The organism is Pseudomonas sp. Kh14 (assembly GCF_900291005.1).
Taxonomy (GTDB): Bacteria; Pseudomonadota; Gammaproteobacteria; order Pseudomonadales; family Pseudomonadaceae; genus Aquipseudomonas; species Aquipseudomonas alloputida.
Window position 1 is genome coordinate 442,576 of record NZ_OLKJ01000034.1, and the last position, 18,263, is coordinate 460,838.

The window sequence follows — 18,263 nt, forward strand, 5'->3', positions numbered from 1 at the left end:
TTCGCGGGTAAACCCGCTCCTACACGGGTCACCGCCGGGTGCGGTATGTGTAGGAGCGGGTTTACCCGCGAAGGGGCCAGCACAGCCAACCGATCAGGCGGGCTTCATGATCAACACCCCCAGCGGCGGCAGGTTCAGGGCCAGCGATAATGGCTGCCCGTGGCTGGCCACTGGCTCACTGGCCACTGCCCCCAGATTACCCACGTTCGACCCGGCATACAGCTCGGCATCACTGTTCAGCAACTCCTGCCAACGCTCGCCGAACGGCACGCCAATGCGGTAGCCCTCACGGGGTACCGGGGTGAAGTTGGCCACCACCAGCACCGGCTCGCCGCTGCTGCTCCAGCGCAGCCAGGCGTACACGCTGTTCTGTGCGTCGTCACCGATCAGCCACTGGAAGCCCTGCGGCTGGCAATCCTGCTCGTGCAGCGCCGGCACTTCGCGGTACAGGCGGTTGAGGTCACCCACCAGGCGCTGCACGCCCTGGTGCTCGGGATACTGCAGCAGGTACCAGTCCAGTTCGCTGTCGTGGTTCCACTCACGCCACTGGCCGAACTCGCAGCCCATGAACAGCAGCTTCTTGCCCGGGTGTGCCCACATGAAGGTGAGGTAGGCGCGCAGATTGGCGAACTTCTGCCAGCGGTCGCCGGGCATCTTGTCGATCAGCGAATGCTTGCCGTGCACCACCTCATCATGGGAAATGGGCAGGATGAAGTGCTCGGAATAGGCATAGATCAGCCCGAAGCTCATCTCGTTGTGGTGGTAGGTGCGGTGCACCGGGTCGTTCTGAATGTAGTGCAGGGTGTCGTGCATCCAGCCCATGTTCCACTTGTAGGCAAAACCCAGGCCGCCCTGTTGGGTAGGTTGACTGACCCCGGGCCAGGCGGTGGACTCTTCAGCGATGATCAGCGCGCCAGGGGCCTCGTGGGCAGCCACGCCGTTAAGGTGGCGGATGAAGTCGATGGCTTCCAGGTTCTCGCGCCCGCCGTGGCGGTTGGGTACCCATTCGCCAGCCTTGCGCGAGTAGTCGCGGTACAGCATCGAGGCCACCGCATCGACGCGCAGGCCGTCGATGTGGAAATGCTTCAACCAGTGCAGCGCCGAAGCCATCATGAAGCCGCGCACTTCATTGCGCCCGAGGTTGTAGATCAGCGTGTTCCAGTCCTGGTGGTAGCCCTCCAGGGGGTTGTCGTATTCGTAGAGCGCAGTGCCATCGAAGCGCGCCAGGCCATGTTCGTCGGTGGGAAAATGCGCCGGCACCCAGTCCAGCAGCACACCAATGCCTCCCTGGTGGCAGGCGTCGATGAACGCGGCGAAATCCTCGGCACTGCCATAGCGCGAGGTGGGCGCGAACATCGACAGTGGTTGATAGCCCCAGGAGCCGCCGAACGGGTGCTCCATGATCGGCAGCAGTTCGATGTGGGTAAAGCCCAGTTCCTGCACATAGGGCACCAGCCGCTCGGCCAGTTCGCGCCAATTGTAGAAACGCCCGATTTCCCCCGCTTCGTCCAGCTCGCAGCGCCATGACCCTGGGTGCAGCTCGTAGATCGACAACGGCGCGTTGTAGGCATGGCGCTGGGCGCGTTGCGCCATCCAGTCATGGTCCTGCCAGGCGTGGCTGAGTTCACCGGCTACCTTGGACGCCGTGCTCGGCGGCAGCTCGGTGGCACGGGCCAGCGGGTCGGCCTTCAGCGGCAGTATGCCGTCCTTGCCGAGTACTTCGAACTTGTAGGTTTCGCCCACGCCCAGACGCGGAATGAACAGCTCCCACACCCCGGCACCGTGGCGCAGGCGCATGGGGTGACGGCGGCCATCCCAGTTGTTGAAATCACCCACCACCGACACCCGCCGGGCATTCGGCGCCCAGACCGAGAAACACACGCCGTCGATGCCATCGACCTGAGTCGGCTGGGCACCGAAGCGCCCGGACAAATCGCGGTGATTGCCTTCCGCGAACAAGTGAAGGTCCATGTCTCCCAATTGCGGGCCAAAGCTGTAGGGGTCTTCGGTAACCTGCTCGCCACCGGCCCAGACGATGTGAAGCTGATAGGGCTGTGCCTTATCGAGGTGCGCGCTGAACAACCCGGGCAGGCTGCCCTGCTCCATTTCGGCAAGGACTCGCCCGTCCTCCCGGGCCTGAATGTGCACTTTCAGGGCATTGGGCAGAAAGGCGCGGACCAGCTGCCCGCCTGCGCCGTCGCCGTGGGGGCCGAGTACCGCAAAAGGATCGGCGTGTTCGGCGCGGGCCAGGGCGTCGAGGTCCCGTTGCCGAAGGCCACCGTTTTCACGCGTTGTAACGTTCATTCTGACTCTCCCCAGGTACTGATCAGTCCATGCAGACCATGCAAAGGCACGGCCAGCCAGCTCGGACGGTTTTCGGCTTCGTATGTAATCTCGTAGGCGGCTTTTTCCAGGCAGAACAGCTCCAGCGCCGCGCGCTCGCCCTCGGCGTGCTGCCAGGCGTGGGGCATGGCGGCAGTGGCCAGGCCATAGGCTTCGACAAAGGCATGCCGGGACTGGTGCAGGTACTGCCGGGCAACCCGCTGCCGGGCTTGCCGCGCCGGTTCGGAAAGGTCCACCGCAGACGCGCTGCGCAAGATCATCGCAGCAGCATAGTCGAAGGATCGCAGCACGCCGCTGACATCCTTGTAGGGGCTGTGTTTTGCCCGGCGCTCTTCAAGGGGCCGGGCGGGTTCGCCTTCAAAATCGATGAGGTAGGCATCCCCCTGCACCACCAGCACCTGGCCCAGATGCAGGTCGCCGTGTACACGCATCAGCAGGCCCCCCTGAGCCTGCTTGCTCAGGGTGTCGATGTGCTGGGCCAGGCCGTCACGCTGTTGCTGCAGGTCGTCGACCAAGGCCTGGCTGTCGCGGTCTAAGGTGTCACGGTGCTGGGCCAGCAGGTCGAGGGCGTGGGTCAGTTCAGTGCTGATCTGTACACACCAGCGCTCGCTGTCCTGCGCATCGCTGGGGCGCGGCTGGAAGGCCGGGTCTTCGGTGGGTGCGGCCAGCAGCAGGTGCATCTCGCCCAGGCGCTGGCCAAGCAAGGCCGCAAAGCCGCTGAGTTCGGCCAGGGCGTCAGTGTGCGCTTCGGCGTCGTTGCGGGTGGGCTCCATCTGGTCGCGGATGGCCCTTTCCAGCGTGTTCTGAGTCCAGCCCCAGGCGTCGCCCTGGTTACTCAGGTAACCTTGGGCAATCATCAGCAGGTGCGGCGCGTGTTGCTCGTCCACCCGGCTGACCCAGGCCAGCAGCGGCGAGATATTGGCAAAACCGGCGGCGGTCAGGTAGGCACTCATTTCCAGCTCTGGATGGATACCCGGGTTGACCCGGCGGATCAGCTTGAGCACCACGCGGTCGCCGATGACCACCGAACTGTTGGACTGCTCGGCGCTGAGGTAGCGCACTTCGCTCTCCTCGTCGAGCGCCAGGCCGGCCAGTTGCTCTGTGCATTCGAAGCGCAATTCACCCTCACCGTCCTCACCGTCGCCACACGGCAGACGCAGGCCATCCTGGCAGGCCTGCATCACGGCGTGAATGAACGGCTCGAGGACGAAGGCGTCTGTAATCAAGCCAACCTGGTGGGCACGGCGCACCCGCGACAACGCCAGCTGCTGCGGCAGCGCGGTATGAATCTGTTCCTCACGCAGCAGGCCGAACGGCAGCTGGTAGCGGGTGGCCGTGCCGTCACTGAGCACCTCGATTTCGCTGAGCAACACCGGCGTGGTGGCGGTGCCGAAACGCACGCCGTAACACAGGCGCACGGCATCGATCGGCCCTTCCTTGCCGGCGAACCAGCGGCGCTTGGGCAGGTACTGCGGCAGGATGGTGCTTTGCAGCGTATCGCTTGCGGGGGCTTGCAGCAGTTCTTCCATGCGCTTGCGCAGTACCAATGTGGTCAATTCGGGTAACCCCTCGGTGGGCTGGATGTGCCAGCTGGGCATGCGATCGCGGCTGGCCAGCAGGAACCAGTAGAACGCATAAGGTGGCAAGGTCAGCAGAAACGGCAGTTGGCCGATTGGCGGGAACGCGCTGCCACCCAGCATCTCCACCGGTACTTTGTCGGCGTATTGTGACAATTCGAGTTCGGCAGCCTGGGCGGCGCGGGACACGTTGGCCACGCAGAGGATGACCTCGGTATTGCCGTCGGCGTCGGTGTACTCGCGGATATAGGCAAGGATGCGCCGGTTGCTGGGTGTGAGGGTGCGCAGGCTGCCGCGACCAAAGGCCTTCTGCTGCTTGCGCACCGCCAGCATGCGCCGGGTCCAGTTCAGCAGCGAATGCGGATCGTGGCTTTGCGCCTCGACGTTGACGGTCTGGTAACCGTAGAGCGGGTCCATGATCGGCGGCAGCACCAGGCGCTGCGGGTCGGCGCGGGAAAAACCGCCGTTGCGGTCTGGCGACCACTGCATGGGTGTGCGAACGCCATCGCGGTCACCCAGATAGATATTGTCGCCCATACCCAGTTCGTCGCCGTAATACAGGGTTGGCGTGCCGGGCATCGACAACAGCAGGCTGGTCAGCAGCTCTATGCGCCGACGGTCACGCTGCAGCAGGGGCGCCAGGCGCCGGCGAATGCCTAGGTTGATGCGCGCTCGGCGGTCTTCGGCGTAATAGTTCCACAGGTAATCACGCTCGCGGTCGGTGACCATTTCCAAGGTCAGTTCATCATGGTTGCGCAAAAAGATCGCCCACTGGCAGTTGGCCGGGATTTCCGGGGTCTGGCGCAGGATGTCGGTGATAGGGAAGCGGTCTTCCATGGCCAAGGCCATGTACATGCGCGGCATCAACGGAAAGTGGAAGGCCATATGGCATTCGTCGCCGTCGCCCTCGCCGAAGTACGGGCGCGTGTCTTCCGGCCACTGGTTGGCTTCGGCCAGCAGCATGCGATCGGGGTAGTTGGCATCGATCTCGGCGCGGATCGCCTTGAGCACGTCGTGGGTTTCGACAAGGTTTTCGTTGTTGGTGCCGTCGCGCTCGATCAGGTAAGGGATCGCGTCCAGCCGCAGGCCATCTACACCCAGGTCCAGCCAGAAGCGCATGACGCCGATCACCGCCTTGAGCACCTGCGGGTTGTCGAAGTTGAGGTCCGGCTGGTGGGAGTAGAACCGGTGCCAGAAGTACTGGCCGGCGACCGGGTCCCAGGTCCAGTTGGACTTTTCGGTGTCGAGGAAGATGATGCGCGTGCCGTCGTACTTCTGGTCGTCGTCCGACCACACGTAGAACTCGCGCGCCTTGCTGCCGCGCTTGGCGTGGCGGGCGCGCTGGAACCACGGGTGCTGGTCGCTGGTGTGGTTGATGACCAGCTCGGTGATCACCCGCAGGCCGCGCTTGTGGGCCTCGGCGATGAAACGGCGGGCGTCGGCCATGCTGCCGTAGTCGGGGTGCACGGCCTTGTATTCGGCAATGTCGTAGCCGTCGTCACGGCGTGGCGAGGGATAGAACGGCAGCAGCCACAGGGTGTTGACGCCCAGCTCGGCGATATAGTCGAGCTTGCTGATCAGCCCGGCGAAGTCGCCGATGCCGTCATTGTTCGAGTCGAAGAACGACTTGATGTGCAGTTGGTAGATGACGGCGTCCTTGTACCACAGCGGGTCGTCGATGAAGGCTGCCGGGCGGGAACGCTTGGCCATGTGCGACTCCTTTCAATTGCATGCACAGACATCCGAGCTTGCTCGATCCCCCGTAGGAGCGGGTTTACCCGCGAAGATGACAGCGCGGTGCCGAGGTGCATGGCACCGGCTTCGCCGGTGTTCGCGGGTAAACCCGCTCCTACGGGGGGCACAGTCTGAGCCTTGTTAACGGGCTTTCTCGATGCGCCAGATGCCGAACGGCAGGTGCCAGGGCTCTATGCGCATCCATTGGGTCTTGCCGTACCAGGACCAGCGGTGGCCGTTCATCAGGTCTTCACCCTGGGTTTCGGCGTTGTCGTCCAGCCCCAACTCCCACAGTGGCAATTCGAAGTGCGCCTCCTGGGCGTTGTGCGGGTCGAGGCTGACGGCCACCAGGATGTAGTTGTCACGCTCGGGCGTACGCTTGGCGAAGTACAGAATGTTGTCGTTCCAGCAATTGAAGAAGGCCACGCCCAGGTGGGTTTGCAAGGCGCGGTTCTGCCGGCGAATACGGTTGAGCTGGGCGATCTCGGCGATGATGTTGCCGGGCTGGGTGAAATCGCGTGGACGGATTTCGTACTTCTCCGAATCCAGGTACTCCTCCTTGCCCGGCAACGGCGTGCCCTCGCACAGCTCGAAGCCCGAATACATGCCCCACAAGCCTGAGCCCATGGTCGCCAGCGCGGCACGGATAAGGAAACCTGCGCGGCCTGAGGTGTGCAGGAAAAACGGGTTGATGTCCGGTGTATTGACGAAGAAGTTGGGCCGGTAGCACTGGCTCCACGGCGGCTGGTTGAGCTGCTCGAAATATTCGCGCAGCTCCTGCTTGTGGTTACGCCAGGTGAAATAGGTATAGCTCTGTGCGTAGCCGACCTTGCCCAGGCGCGCCATCATCGCCGGTTTGGTAAAGGCTTCGGCGAGGAAGATGACGTCGGGGTGCTGGCTGCGCACATTGGCGATCAGCCATTGCCAGAACGGCAACGGCTTGGTGTGCGGGTTGTCGACGCGGAAGGTCTTGACGCCCTCCTCGACCCAGCCGACCACCACATCGCGCAGGGCGAGCCACAACGAAGGCACGGCCTCTGGCGCATAGAAATCGACGTTGACGATGTCCTGGTACTTTTTCGGCGGGTTTTCGGCGTAGCGGATGGTGCCGTCCGGGCGCCAGCTGAACCAGCCCGGGTGCTCCTTGAGCCAGGGGTGGTCCTGAGAGCACTGGATGGCGAAATCGAGGGCAATTTCCAGGCCGTGTTCCGCCGCCGCAGCCACCAGTCGACGGAAGTCATCGCGGCTGCCCAGTTGCGGGTGAATGGCATCGTGGCCACCCTCCGGGCTGCCGATGGCATAAGGGCTGCCCGGGTCGCCCGGCTCGGCCTTGAGGGCGTTGTTGCGGCCCTTGCGATGCTGCATGCCGATGGGGTGGATGGGCGGGAAGTACAGTACGTCGAAGCCCATGTCGCGGATCATCGGCAGCCGTTCGTGCACGTCGTTGAAGGTGCCGTGACGCTGCGGGTCGTCGGTAATCGAGCGCGGGAACAGCTCGTACCAGCTGGCGAACAGGGCGGCCGGGCGGTCGACATCAAGGGGGAAATCAGGGCTGCGGGTCAGGTAGCTGCGGTGTTCGGCTTCGCCCATCAGGCGGGCGGTGGTCGGGTCGAGAAACACGGCCACCTGATCATCGGTACTGAGGGTGGCCAGGCGGTTCTGCACTGCCTCGAGCTCCTCGCGCAGGGCGCCGCTGCACAGCTCGATGCCTTTGCCCAGCATCAAACGGCCTTCTTCCAGCTCCAGTTTGACCTCGACGCCGGCGTGGTACTTCTTCTCCAGATCGTGGCAATAGGTGGCAAACGGGTCGATCCAGGCCTCGATACTGAACCGGTGCGGGCCCAGCTCGGTGGGGGTGAATTCGGCCTGCCACAGGTCGTTGCCCGCCGACTGCATCGGCACACAATGCCAGCGCCTGCTGTGGGCCTGGCGCCAGTTGAGCATCACCGCCAGGCGTTCGTGGCCGTCGCTGTACGCCTTGGTGCTGACTGTCACGGGCTGGCCGCTGACGGCCTTGGCGGCGAAGCTGCCGGCGTCGAGCACGGGTTGGGTGTCTTCGATCACGATGCGTGGCGCCAACAGCGCCTGGGCAAGGCTAATGGCCTGGTCCGGGTGATCGTTCGCCATGGGCACGCTTTCAAAGGGCTCGTTTCGTGACATCGACCTTGCTCCCTCAGGCTGGTGGCGGTAAGGGTTCAGAGCCGGGCACAGGCGCGGGGTTCAAAATAATTGAGCGAACGGCAGCTGCCAGCGGTCAGAGCCTACAGCACCTCTTCACCCACCCACGCGAGGTCAGGCCATGAACATTCCCATTCCACCGGAGACACCCGATCCCAATATCGACGACCCCAGCTTGCCACCACCCGTACCGGAAGAAGACCCGGACGAGCTGCCGATCAAGCCGACCGTACCGCCGACAGTGGGCGACCCGCCGAGCCAGGAGCCACCGGTGAAGGCTTAAGGGTAGACCACGCCATCGGCGTGAACAGCTAATGTCCGCTGCTCCATTGAAAGGTTGAGGATGACCGGGTGCTTGGCAAGGTGAAGATCTTGCATTGATCGGGCCGGCCTCTTCGCGGGTAAACCCGCTCCTACACAGGGACCGTGCCGGCCTTGAATGCGGCGCTGTCCCTGTGTAGGAGCGGGTTTACCCGCGAAGAGGCCGGCCGCGCCAGCACATCAACCCGCAGATGCAGCTGCAATCTCCGCCACACTGATCTCACGCATCCGGAACTTTTGCACCTTCCCCGTCACTGTCATCGGGTACTCGTCGACGAAGCGGATATACCGCGGCACCTTGAAGTGGGCAATGCGTGCCTTGCACCAGCCCTGCAGCTCCTCGACCGTGGCGCTGTGCCCCGGGTGCAGCTTGATCCAGGCGACGATCTCTTCGCCATAGCGGCTACACGGAATGCCGATCACCTGCGCATCGGCCACCGCCGGGTGGGTGTAGAAAAACTCTTCCAGCTCACGCGGATAAATGTTCTCGCCGCCGCGAATGATCATGTCCTTGTTGCGCCCGACGATGCGCACATAGCCCTGCTCGTCCATCACCGCCAGGTCACCCGAATGCATCCAGCCAGCCGGGTCGATGGCATCCGACGTGGCCTGGGGGTTGTCCCAGTAGCCCAGCATCACGCTGTAGCCGCGGGTGCACAGCTCGCCAATCTCACCGCGCGGGACGATGCAGCCATCGGCGTCCACCAGTTTGTTTTCCAGCTGCGGCTGGGTGCGCCCGACGGTGGTCACGCGCAGCTCCAGGTCGTCGTCCGGGCCAGTCTGCAGTGACACCGGGCTGGTTTCGGTCATGCCGTAGGCGATCTGCACTTCTGCCATGTGCATCTGGTCGATGACCCGGCGCATCACTTCGATCGGGCAGGTAGCGCCGGCCATGATGCCGCTGCGCAGGGTCGACAGGTCCATCTGCGCACGCGAGGGGTGATCAAGCATCGCGATGAACATGGTCGGCACGCCGTACAGGATGCTGGCACGCTCCTCGGCCACGGCGCGCAGGGTGAGCTCGGCGTCGAAGGCGTCGTTGGGGTAGATCATGGTGCTGCCGTGGGTGATGCAACCGAGGTTGGCCATGACCATGCCGAAACAGTGGTACAGCGGCACCGGGATCACCATGCGGTCGCAGGCTGTCAGGCCAAGGCTTTCTCCCACCATGAAACCGTTGTTGAGGATGTTGTAGTGACTGAGCGTGGCACCTTTGGGCGCACCGGTGGTGCCGGAGGTGTACTGGATGTTTACCGGCTGGTCGAATTGCAGGCTTTGCTGACGGGCTGTGCAGGCTTCGGCAGACGTCTGCCCTGCCCGCTCGGCCAGTGCGTGCCAGGGCAGGAAACCGGCAGGCGGGTTGGCGGCCAGGCTGATGACGCCACGCAACTGGGGCAGGCATTCACTGGCCAGCTCACCAGGCCGGGCGCTGGCCAGCTCAGGCACCAGCTCCTGCAGCATGGCGTGGTAATCAGATGTCTTGAAGGCTTCAGCGCAGACCAGCCAGCGGCAGCCGGACTGGCGCAACACGTATTCCAGCTCACCCACACGGTAGGCCGGGTTTATGTTGACCAGGATGGCGCCGACCTTGGCACTGGCCAGCTGCAAGATGCACCACTGGGCGCAGTTGGGCGACCAGATGCCAACACGGTCGCCGGTGTTCACGCCCAGTGCGATCAGGGCGCGGGCGTGTATTTCGACCTGCTCGGCCAGCTGCCGCCAGCTGTAACGCAGGCCCTGGTGGCGGGACACCAGGGCCTCGCTGTCGCAACAGCGGGCCACGGTGGCATCGAAGGCCTGGCCGATGGTCTGTGTCAGCAAGGGTCGGTCCTGGCGACCGCGGGTATAGCTCGGTTGACTCATGGGTGTCCCTTCTTGTGGTTGTTTTGGGCACGGCTGAAGCAAGCGGGAATACTCTGGCGCAGATTTACGTTTACGTAAAGGTGACGAGTGGATTGACAGTGCCTCCCTGCAGGTTTACGTTAACGTAAAGGTGATGAACGACACCCACTTGAGGCGCCACGCCGCCCTCTGTGGGAGCGGGCTTGCCCGCGAATGCGACCGATCAGGTAATGACGGTGACCCTGCTGACGTATTCGCGGGCATGCCCGCTCCCACAGGGGGCAGGGCTGGATCCCAAGCTATGGTGTAACCCAATTTCAAGAACAAGAAGGTGCCCCAGCATGCATTACCCCTCCCTGAACTTCGCCTTGGGCGAAACCATCGACATGCTCCGCGACCAGGTGCGCACCTTCGTCGCCGCCGAACTGGCCCCGCGCGCCGCGCAGATCGATCATGACAACCTGTTCCCCGCCGACATGTGGCGCAAGTTCGGTGACATGGGCCTGCTGGGCATCACCGTACCGGAAGAGTACGGCGGCGCTGGCCTGGGCTACCTGGCCCATGTGGTGTCGATGGAAGAAATCAGCCGTGGCTCAGCCTCGGTGGCACTGTCCTACGGCGCCCATTCCAACCTGTGCGTCAACCAGATCAACCGCAACGGCACCCATGAGCAGAAGCTCAAGTACCTGCCCAAGCTGATCAGCGGCGAGCACATCGGCGCCTTGGCCATGAGCGAGCCCAATGCCGGCTCCGACGTGGTGTCTATGAAACTGCGTGCAGAAAAACGCGGCGATCACTACGTGCTCAATGGCAGCAAGACCTGGATCACCAACGGTCCCGACGCCAATACCTACGTGATCTACGCCAAGACCGACCTGGACAAGGGTGCGCACGGCATCACCGCGTTCATCGTCGAGCGTGACTGGAAAGGCTTCAGCCGCAGCAACAAGTTCGACAAGCTGGGCATGCGCGGGTCCAACACCTGCGAGCTGTTCTTCGACGGCGTGGAAGTGCCGGCAGAGAACATTCTGGGCCAACTCAACGGCGGTGTGCGCGTCCTGATGAGCGGCCTGGACTACGAACGTGTGGTGCTGTCCGGCGGCCCGACCGGCATCATGCAAAGCTGCATGGACCTGGTGGTGCCGTATATCCACGACCGCAAGCAATTCGGCCAGAGCATCGGCGAGTTCCAGCTGATCCAGGGCAAGATTGCCGACATGTACACCCAGCTCAATGCCAGCCGCGCCTACCTGTATGCCGTGGCCCAGGCGTGCGACCGTGGCGAGACCACCCGCAAGGACGCTGCTGGCGTGATCCTGTACACCGCCGAGCGTGCCACGCAAATGGCTCTGGAGGCGATCCAGATTCTCGGTGGCAACGGCTATATCAACGAATTCCCCGCTGGCCGCCTGTTGCGCGACGCCAAGCTGTACGAAATCGGTGCCGGCACCAGCGAAATCCGCCGGATGCTGATCGGCCGCGAACTGTTCAACGAAACCCGCTGAACATAAGGGACGGGCGCACATGGCTACCTTGCACACCCAGATCAACCCGCGTTCGGCAGAATTTGCCGTCAACAGCGCGGCCATGCTCGAACAGGTCCAGGCCCTGCGCGGCCTGCTCGCCCAGGTTGCCCAGGGCGGCGGGCCCAAGGCCCAGGAACGGCATACCTCGCGTGGCAAACTGCTGCCGCGCGAGCGTATCGATCGCCTGCTGGACCCGGGCTCGCCGTTCCTCGAAATCGGCCAGTTGGCGGCCCATGAGGTGTACGGCGAAGACGTGCCAGCGGCGGGCGTGATCGCCGGCATCGGCCGCGTGGAAGGCGTGGAATGCATGATCGTGGCCAACGACGCCACGGTAAAAGGCGGTTCGTACTACCCGCTGACGGTCAAGAAGCACCTGCGTGCGCAAACCATCGCCCTGCAGAACCGCCTGCCATGCATCTATCTGGTGGACTCCGGCGGCGCCAACTTGCCACGCCAGGACGAAGTGTTCCCCGACCGCGAGCATTTCGGGCGCATCTTCTTCAACCAGGCCAACATGAGCGCGCAAGGCATCCCGCAGATCGCCGTGGTGATGGGCTCGTGCACCGCTGGCGGCGCGTACGTGCCGGCCATGGCTGACGAAGCGATCATGGTGCGCCAGCAGGCGACCATCTTCCTCGCCGGCCCGCCGCTGGTGAAAGCCGCCACCGGCGAAGTGGTGAGCGCCGAAGACCTCGGCGGCGCCGATGTGCATTGCCGTACCAGCGGCGTCGCCGACCATTATGCCGACAACGACGAACACGCCCTGGCCATCGCGCGACGCAGTGTGGCCAACCTCAACTGGCACAAGCTCGGCAAGCTGCAGCGGTTTGCACCAGTGGCACCGCTTTATGCGGCCGACGAGCTGTACGGCGTGGTTCCGGCCGATGCCAAGCAACCGTTCGACGTGCGCGAGGTGATCGCACGCCTGGTCGATGGCTCGGTGTTCGATGAATTCAAGGCGCTGTTCGGCACCACCCTGGTGTGCGGCTTCGCCCACCTGCATGGCTACCCGGTGGCCATCCTGGCCAACAACGGCATCCTGTTCGCCGAAGCCGCGCAAAAAGGCGCGCACTTCATCGAACTGGCCTGCCAGCGTGGCATCCCTTTGCTGTTCCTGCAGAACATCACCGGTTTCATGGTCGGAAAGAAATACGAAGAAGGCGGCATCGCCAAGCACGGCGCCAAACTGGTCACCGCCGTGGCCTGCGCCCAGGTGCCGAAGTTCACGGTGATCATCGGCGGCAGCTTTGGCGCCGGCAACTACGGCATGTGCGGCCGCGCCTACGACCCACGCTTCCTGTGGATGTGGCCCAACGCGCGGATTGGCGTGATGGGCGCCGAACAGGCCGCCGGGGTGCTGGCCCAGGTCAAGCGCGAGCAGAGCGAACGCAGCGGCCAACCATTCAGTGCCGAAGACGAAGCCAGGCTCAAGCAGCCGATCCTCGACCAGTACGAGCGTCAGGGCCACCCCTATTATTCCAGCGCCCGCCTGTGGGACGACGGCGTCATCGACCCGGCACAGACCCGCGACGTCCTCGGCCTGGCGTTGTCTGTCGCGCTGAACGCGCCGATCGAACAGAGCCGCTTCGGCATTTTCCGGATGTGACCCATGAGCGATTTCAGCACCCTCGAAGTGATCCGCGACCCACGCGGCTTCGCCACCCTGTGGTTAAGCCGTGAGGACAAGAACAACGCCTTCAATGCGCAGATGATCCGCGAGCTGATCGTGGCCATCGACCAGTTGGCCGAAGACGCCAGCCTGCGCTTTGTGCTGCTGCGCGGCCGTGGCCGGCACTTCAGCGCCGGTGCCGACCTGGCCTGGATGCAGCAGTCGGCACAACTGGACTTCAATACCAACCTGGATGACGCCCACGAACTGGGTGAGCTGATGTACGCCCTGCACCGCCTCAAGGCCCCGACCCTGGCCGTGGTGCAAGGCGCAGCCTTCGGCGGCGCGCTGGGCCTGATCAGTTGCTGCGACATGGCCATCGGCGCCGAAGACGCCCAGCTGTGCCTGTCGGAAGTACGCATCGGCCTGGCCCCGGCGGTGATCAGCCCGTTCGTGGTCAAGGCCATTGGCGAACGCGCCGCGCGCCGCTACGCCCTCACCGCCGAGCGTTTCACTGGCGTGCGCGCCCGCGAGCTGGGCCTGCTGGCCGAGGTGTACCCGGCCAGCGAACTGGACGACCACGTCGAAGCCTGGGTAAGCAACCTGCTGCAGAACAGCCCACAAGCGTTGCGCGCCACCAAGGACTTGCTGCGCGAAGTGGACGACGGCGAACTCAGCCCGGCCCTGCGCCGTTACTGCGAAAACACCATCGCCCGTATCCGCGTCAGCGCCGAAGGCCAGGAGGGTCTGCGCGCTTTCCTGGAAAAACGCCGCCCCGCCTGGCAAACCGTTGACAAGAAGGAGCCGCGCCCATGAGCCGCCCCGCTTTGACCACCCTGCTGGTCGCCAACCGCGGCGAAATCGCCTGCCGGGTGATGCGCACCGCCAAGGCCATGGGCCTGACCACTGTTGCCGTGCACAGCGCCACCGACCGTGACGCCCGGCATAGCCGCGAAGCTGATATCCGCGTGGATCTCGGTGGCACCAAGGCCGCCGAAAGCTACCTGCTGATCGACAAGCTGCTGGCAGCAGCCAAGGCCAGCGGTGCCCAGGCCATTCACCCAGGTTATGGTTTCTTGTCCGAGAACGCAGGTTTCGCCCGCGCCATCGAGCAGGCCGGGCTGATATTCCTCGGCCCACCGGCCAGCGCCATCGACGCCATGGGCAGCAAATCGGCAGCCAAGGCGCTCATGGAGGCAGCCGGCGTGCCGTTGGTTCCGGGCTACCATGGCGAGGCCCAGGACCTGGACACGTTCCGCGCCGCGGCCGAACGCATCGGCTACCCGGTGCTGCTCAAGGCCAGCGCTGGCGGCGGTGGCAAGGGCATGAAAGTGGTCGAGGAAGAAAGCCAGTTGGCCGACGCCCTGGCCTCGGCCCAGCGTGAGGCACAGTCGTCGTTCGGCGATGCGCGCATGCTGGTGGAAAAGTACGTGCTCAAGCCGCGCCATGTCGAAATCCAGGTGTTTGCCGACCAGCACGGCAACTGCCTGTACCTTAACGAACGCGACTGTTCCATTCAGCGCCGCCATCAGAAGGTGGTGGAAGAGGCCCCTGCCCCCGGCCTGTCGCCCGAACTGCGCCGGGCCATGGGCGAAGCGGCGGTGCGTGCCGCCCAGGCTATCGGTTACGTGGGTGCCGGCACCGTGGAGTTTCTGCTTGATGCACGTGGCGAGTTCTTCTTCATGGAGATGAACACCCGCCTGCAGGTGGAACACCCGGTCACTGAGGCCATAACCGGCCTGGACCTTGTTGCCTGGCAAATTCGCGTGGCCTGTGGCGAAGCCCTGCCGATCACACAGGAACAGGTGCCGCTGATCGGCCATGCCATCGAAGTACGCTTGTATGCCGAAGACCCGGCCAATGATTTTTTACCCGCGACCGGCAAATTGGCGCTGTACCGTGAATCGGCGCCTGGCGAAGGCCGGCGGGTGGACAGCGGGGTCAGCGAAGGCGATGTGGTGTCGCCGTTCTACGACCCGATGCTGGGCAAGCTGATTGCCTGGGGCGAAGACCGCGAGCAGGCGCGCTTGCGCTTGCTGGCCATGCTCGATGAGTTCGCCATTGGCGGGCTGAAGACCAACATTGCCTTCCTGCGGCGCATTCTCGCCCACCCGGCATTTGCTGCGGCGGAGCTGGATACCGGCTTCATTCCGCGTCATCAGCAGGTTCTGCTGCCTGCGCCGCAAGCATTACCGGCAGCCTTCTGGGAAGCAGCGGCGGAGGCGTGGCTGCAGGGCCAGGGGGTCCATCAGCGCGAAGACGACCACCATTCACCTTGGGGCGGGCGTAACGGCCTGCGCTTGGGCCTGCCGGCACGCAGCAGCTTGCATCTGGTGAGCGCTGGCCAAGACCAGGCAGTGGCCCTGGAACGCAGCGCTGCTTCCACCTGGCAGCTGCAAGGTGAGCAGTTGGTGCATGATCAGAACGGCGTGCGTCGCCAGCATCTGGCAATCCGTCGGGGTGGCACGCTGTACCTGCACTGGGATGGCGAAATGCATGCCATCGAAGCCTTCGACCCGATTGCCGAGGCCGAAGCCAGCCACAGCCACCAGGGCGGGCTGGGTGCGCCCATGAACGGCAGTATCGTGCGTGTGCTGGTCGAACCTGGGCAGGTGGTGGAAGCCGGTACTGCGCTGGTGGTATTGGAGGCCATGAAGATGGAGCACAGCATTCGTGCGCCGCATGCCGGCACGGTGAAGGCGCTGTTCTGCCTGGAGGGGGATATGGTCAGCGAAGGGACTGTGCTGGTCGAACTGGTGGAATAACGGTGCCGGAGGGCCGCTTTGCGGCCCTAACGCAACACAAGGCCGCCCCTGCAACAGCCCGTAGGAGCGGGTTTACCCGCGAAAGGGCCGGGCCTGCTGGCCAATTTCCACCCGCCGTTCACCGTTACCGCCGCTACCGTATTCGCGGGTAAACCCGCTCCTACACCTATCGGGGGTGGACACACATTGGTGATTGGGCGCAGGCCGTCGTGTAGGAGCGGGTTTACCCGCGAAGAGGCCGTGCCTGCTGGCCAATCTCCACCCGCCGTTCACCGTAGCCGCCACCACTCAAACCCTTTCAAAAGGCCCCATGCACCCGCACGACCACCCCAAGAAATTCGCAACCCTCTTCGCACAACAGCGCCGGGTAGTTACTGTTCAATGCCTTCAGATAACGCTGCCCACCTTCCTCGGCCAGCTCGCGGAAAATCGCCGGCTTGCCCGGCTGACGAGCGATAACCAAACGCCCCGCCTCAGCCTCTACACCTGGGTCCACCAGCATCCGCATGCCCTGCGGCACACTGCGGCCACTGACAGCGCTCATGGCATCGTTTTCCACGGTTAGCCAGAACGCCTTGCCCTGTGCCAGGTAGTCAGTCTGCTCGAAAACAGCAGGCTCTACAGCCGTTGCAGCATCTAACTCACTCCAACCCAGCACCGGGTAACGGAAGCAAACGATGTATCGCATGAGGTCGAGTTCATCATCGTCCGCTATCTCGTAAACACTACGCTCCTCGCCAACCTGCCCCTGGATGCGCAGCTGCAGGCTGACGTTGTAATGAGGCATGCCAATCTCGACGAACGTGCGGTTCATCGATTCGATTTTCGGCTGACGCCGCTTGTTCACCCAATGACCGATACTGCCTTGAGACACACCAACGCGCTCGGCAAGCTGCTCTTGAGTGAGCCCTAGCTCCTCCATCCGGTCACGGACGAGGGCAATCCATTTATCCATATTCATCGCTGGCACGATACGGACTGCCTTCAAGCGCTCAATAAACATTCAGTATTATTTATCGGGAAGAATAAAAATACTGTAGGTATTACCATCGACCTGACCCCTTCCCTACTGGCTCCGGCAGGTATCAGGATGAAACTACCGAAAAACGACGAAACAGATCTCGACAGCGAAGCCGCACGCCGCGCGCTCGACTATTACCTCAACCCCAACCCACCGCGGCCCACCCTGGACAACAGGATCTGGACCCTGCACGAAGGCGTAACCGGCGACCAGGCCCAGGAACACGCCATCGCCCTGCTGCGCTGCGCTGCGGCCACCGCCCAGGAAACCGCCACCCACCAGCACGGCAGCCAGCGAGAACTGACGTTCGCTTTGATGCACATGATGGACATGGCCCGCGCACTGCTGGAGCACAAACGCACCGAGTGAGCGGGTTCATAGACAAAAAAAAGGGAGAGGACGTGATGGCCAGGTAACGGCAAAAGCCCCGATTGCCGGGACAAGGAAGCGCGCCGGTACAACTTTTTTACCGGATCAGCAAAAAATCATTTGACTGGCAAATGATAACGATTATTATTGCACTCAGCTGATCGCGAGATCCGCTGGATAACCTGAAAGCTTAGGTCGCTCTCAGATTATCTCCTCATCAGGCTAATCACGGTTTTTGACCCGGCTTTTTTGCCGGGTCTTTTTTTTGGCTCTTCAGGCTAATGAAGATCGTGATGGCGCGCATGATAGCAAAGGTGTTTCAGGGCGTGAACGCTCGTTACAAAACTTTGCGGAATCAGCACTTGAGAATCAATCTCGTTTCGCCTACTCTGGTTCCGCATCAAGGAAGATGCCCCCTCCCCCCCTTTATAGAGCAAGGAGCTGTCCATGACCCGTCTGCTGCTGCCCCTTGAGCACCCCACTCCTGCTACCGAGCATGATGCCGACGATGCCCTGCTGCATGCACTGAAGCGGTTACCACGGCGCGTACAGCAAGTATTCCTGCTCAACCGCCTCGATCAGCTGGACTTCGCCAGCATTGCTGTGCGCCTTGACCTGCCACTGGCGAGTGTCGAGCGCAACATGGACCAGGCGCTGCAAGCTGGCCGCTCGCGCCGGGATGTGCTGGCGAGCGTGGCCGGGCAGTGGTATGTGCGCTTGCAGAGCCCGCAGGTGACGGCGTGCGAGCGTATCGACTTCCGCCGCTGGCTGGATGCGGATCCGGCGAACTTGCAGGCGTTTCACGATACGGAACTGCGGTGGCGCAGCCTGCTGGCGCCGGCACGGCAACTGGGCCATGACGGCTGGTATCGGCAAGGTCGGGCGGCGCTGTCGCTGGGCGGCTGCTCGGTTGCGGTCGGGCTGGGTGTGGCGGCGTTGGTGCTGGTTGGGTTCTGGGCTTGAACAGCGCTTCAGCAT

General features: G+C 63.4%; 12 protein-coding genes. 7 read left to right on the forward strand and 5 right to left on the reverse strand.

Annotated features, from left to right (window positions below; all coding sequences use genetic code 11):
• Nucleotides 1-93 precede the first annotated feature (93 nt).
• From glgB to FQ668_RS19370, 3 genes are all read right to left on the reverse strand, one after another.
• Nucleotides 94-2,304: a 1,4-alpha-glucan branching protein GlgB gene (gene glgB / locus FQ668_RS19360; protein WP_014590342.1), complete on the reverse strand. Its 2,211-nt coding sequence runs from the start codon at nt 2,302-2,304 to the stop codon at nt 94-96.
• The gene (treS, locus tag FQ668_RS19365) at nt 2,301-5,630 is read right to left on the reverse strand and encodes a maltose alpha-D-glucosyltransferase (protein ID WP_019438081.1); all 3,330 of its coding nucleotides are present in this window, start codon (nt 5,628-5,630) and stop codon (nt 2,301-2,303) included. Before treS ends, glgB begins: the two co-directional genes overlap by 4 nt.
• Before the next feature lie 165 nt (nt 5,631-5,795).
• Complete coding sequence (locus tag FQ668_RS19370; RefSeq protein ID WP_019438082.1) at nt 5,796-7,814, reverse strand: alpha-1,4-glucan--maltose-1-phosphate maltosyltransferase; 2,019 nt, start codon at nt 7,812-7,814, stop codon at nt 5,796-5,798.
• 139 nt (nt 7,815-7,953) lie between these two features.
• On the opposite strand from FQ668_RS19370, the gene FQ668_RS28610 reads away from it, so the two are divergent.
• On the forward strand, nt 7,954-8,115 hold the full coding sequence (locus FQ668_RS28610; protein WP_003251307.1) for a hypothetical protein: 162 nt from the start codon (nt 7,954-7,956) through the stop codon (nt 8,113-8,115).
• A gap of 218 nt (nt 8,116-8,333) precedes the next feature.
• Here the strand turns inward: FQ668_RS28610 and FQ668_RS19375 are convergent, their stop codons facing one another.
• Nucleotides 8,334-10,016, reverse strand: a complete 1,683-nt coding sequence (locus FQ668_RS19375; RefSeq protein WP_019438083.1) for an AMP-binding protein — start codon at nt 10,014-10,016, stop codon at nt 8,334-8,336.
• Between the two features lie 320 nt (nt 10,017-10,336).
• Here FQ668_RS19375 and FQ668_RS19380 point away from each other — a divergent pair, with 320 nt between their 5' ends.
• The 4 genes from FQ668_RS19380 to FQ668_RS19395 are packed head-to-tail and all read left to right on the forward strand — an operon-like array spanning nt 10,337 to nt 15,895.
• Nucleotides 10,337-11,500, forward strand: a complete 1,164-nt coding sequence (locus FQ668_RS19380) for an isovaleryl-CoA dehydrogenase (protein WP_003251317.1) — start codon at nt 10,337-10,339, stop codon at nt 11,498-11,500.
• A gap of 19 nt (nt 11,501-11,519) precedes the next feature.
• Nucleotides 11,520-13,127 carry a carboxyl transferase domain-containing protein gene (locus FQ668_RS19385; RefSeq protein ID WP_019438084.1) on the forward strand — a complete coding sequence of 536 codons (1,608 nt, stop codon included), beginning with the start codon at nt 11,520-11,522 and terminating at the stop codon, nt 13,125-13,127.
• A gap of 3 nt (nt 13,128-13,130) precedes the next feature.
• Nucleotides 13,131-13,946: a gamma-carboxygeranoyl-CoA hydratase gene (locus FQ668_RS19390; protein WP_003251320.1), complete on the forward strand. Its 816-nt coding sequence runs from the start codon at nt 13,131-13,133 to the stop codon at nt 13,944-13,946.
• Nucleotides 13,943-15,895 (forward strand): acetyl/propionyl/methylcrotonyl-CoA carboxylase subunit alpha, encoded by a 1,953-nt coding sequence (locus FQ668_RS19395; RefSeq protein WP_019438085.1) that lies wholly within the window; start codon nt 13,943-13,945, stop codon nt 15,893-15,895. Before FQ668_RS19390 ends, FQ668_RS19395 begins: the two co-directional genes overlap by 4 nt.
• 298 nt (nt 15,896-16,193) lie before the next feature.
• On the opposite strand, the gene FQ668_RS19400 is transcribed toward FQ668_RS19395, so the two are convergent.
• On the reverse strand, nt 16,194-16,898 hold the full coding sequence (locus tag FQ668_RS19400; RefSeq protein ID WP_019438086.1) for a LexA family transcriptional regulator: 705 nt from the start codon (nt 16,896-16,898) through the stop codon (nt 16,194-16,196).
• Between the two features lie 87 nt (nt 16,899-16,985).
• On the opposite strand from FQ668_RS19400, the gene FQ668_RS19405 reads away from it, so the two are divergent.
• Both FQ668_RS19405 and FQ668_RS19410 read left to right on the forward strand, forming a co-directional pair.
• Nucleotides 16,986-17,285, forward strand: coding sequence for a hypothetical protein (locus tag FQ668_RS19405; RefSeq protein ID WP_014590335.1), 300 nt, complete (start codon nt 16,986-16,988; stop codon nt 17,283-17,285).
• Between the two features lie 447 nt (nt 17,286-17,732).
• Nucleotides 17,733-18,248, forward strand: a complete 516-nt coding sequence (locus FQ668_RS19410; RefSeq protein ID WP_014590334.1) for a DUF4880 domain-containing protein — start codon at nt 17,733-17,735, stop codon at nt 18,246-18,248.
• Nucleotides 18,249-18,263 lie beyond the last annotated feature (15 nt).

Excerpts from the sequence above, each read along its gene's own strand:
- glgB (WP_014590342.1), bottom strand. The coding sequence starts at position 2,304 with ATGAACGTTACAACGCGTGAAAACGGTGGCCTTCGGCAACGGGACCTC.
- treS (WP_019438081.1), bottom strand. The coding sequence starts at position 5,630 with ATGGCCAAGCGTTCCCGCCCGGCAGCCTTCATCGACGACCCGCTGTGG.
- FQ668_RS19370 (WP_019438082.1), bottom strand. The coding sequence starts at position 7,814 with ATGTCACGAAACGAGCCCTTTGAAAGCGTGCCCATGGCGAACGATCAC.
- FQ668_RS28610 (WP_003251307.1), top strand. The coding sequence starts at position 7,954 with ATGAACATTCCCATTCCACCGGAGACACCCGATCCCAATATCGACGAC.
- FQ668_RS19375 (WP_019438083.1), bottom strand. The coding sequence starts at position 10,016 with ATGAGTCAACCGAGCTATACCCGCGGTCGCCAGGACCGACCCTTGCTG.
- FQ668_RS19380 (WP_003251317.1), top strand. The coding sequence starts at position 10,337 with ATGCATTACCCCTCCCTGAACTTCGCCTTGGGCGAAACCATCGACATG.
- FQ668_RS19385 (WP_019438084.1), top strand. The coding sequence starts at position 11,520 with ATGGCTACCTTGCACACCCAGATCAACCCGCGTTCGGCAGAATTTGCC.
- FQ668_RS19390 (WP_003251320.1), top strand. The coding sequence starts at position 13,131 with ATGAGCGATTTCAGCACCCTCGAAGTGATCCGCGACCCACGCGGCTTC.
- FQ668_RS19395 (WP_019438085.1), top strand. The coding sequence starts at position 13,943 with ATGAGCCGCCCCGCTTTGACCACCCTGCTGGTCGCCAACCGCGGCGAA.
- FQ668_RS19400 (WP_019438086.1), bottom strand. The coding sequence starts at position 16,898 with ATGTTTATTGAGCGCTTGAAGGCAGTCCGTATCGTGCCAGCGATGAAT.
- FQ668_RS19405 (WP_014590335.1), top strand. The coding sequence starts at position 16,986 with ATGAAACTACCGAAAAACGACGAAACAGATCTCGACAGCGAAGCCGCA.
- FQ668_RS19410 (WP_014590334.1), top strand. The coding sequence starts at position 17,733 with ATGACCCGTCTGCTGCTGCCCCTTGAGCACCCCACTCCTGCTACCGAG.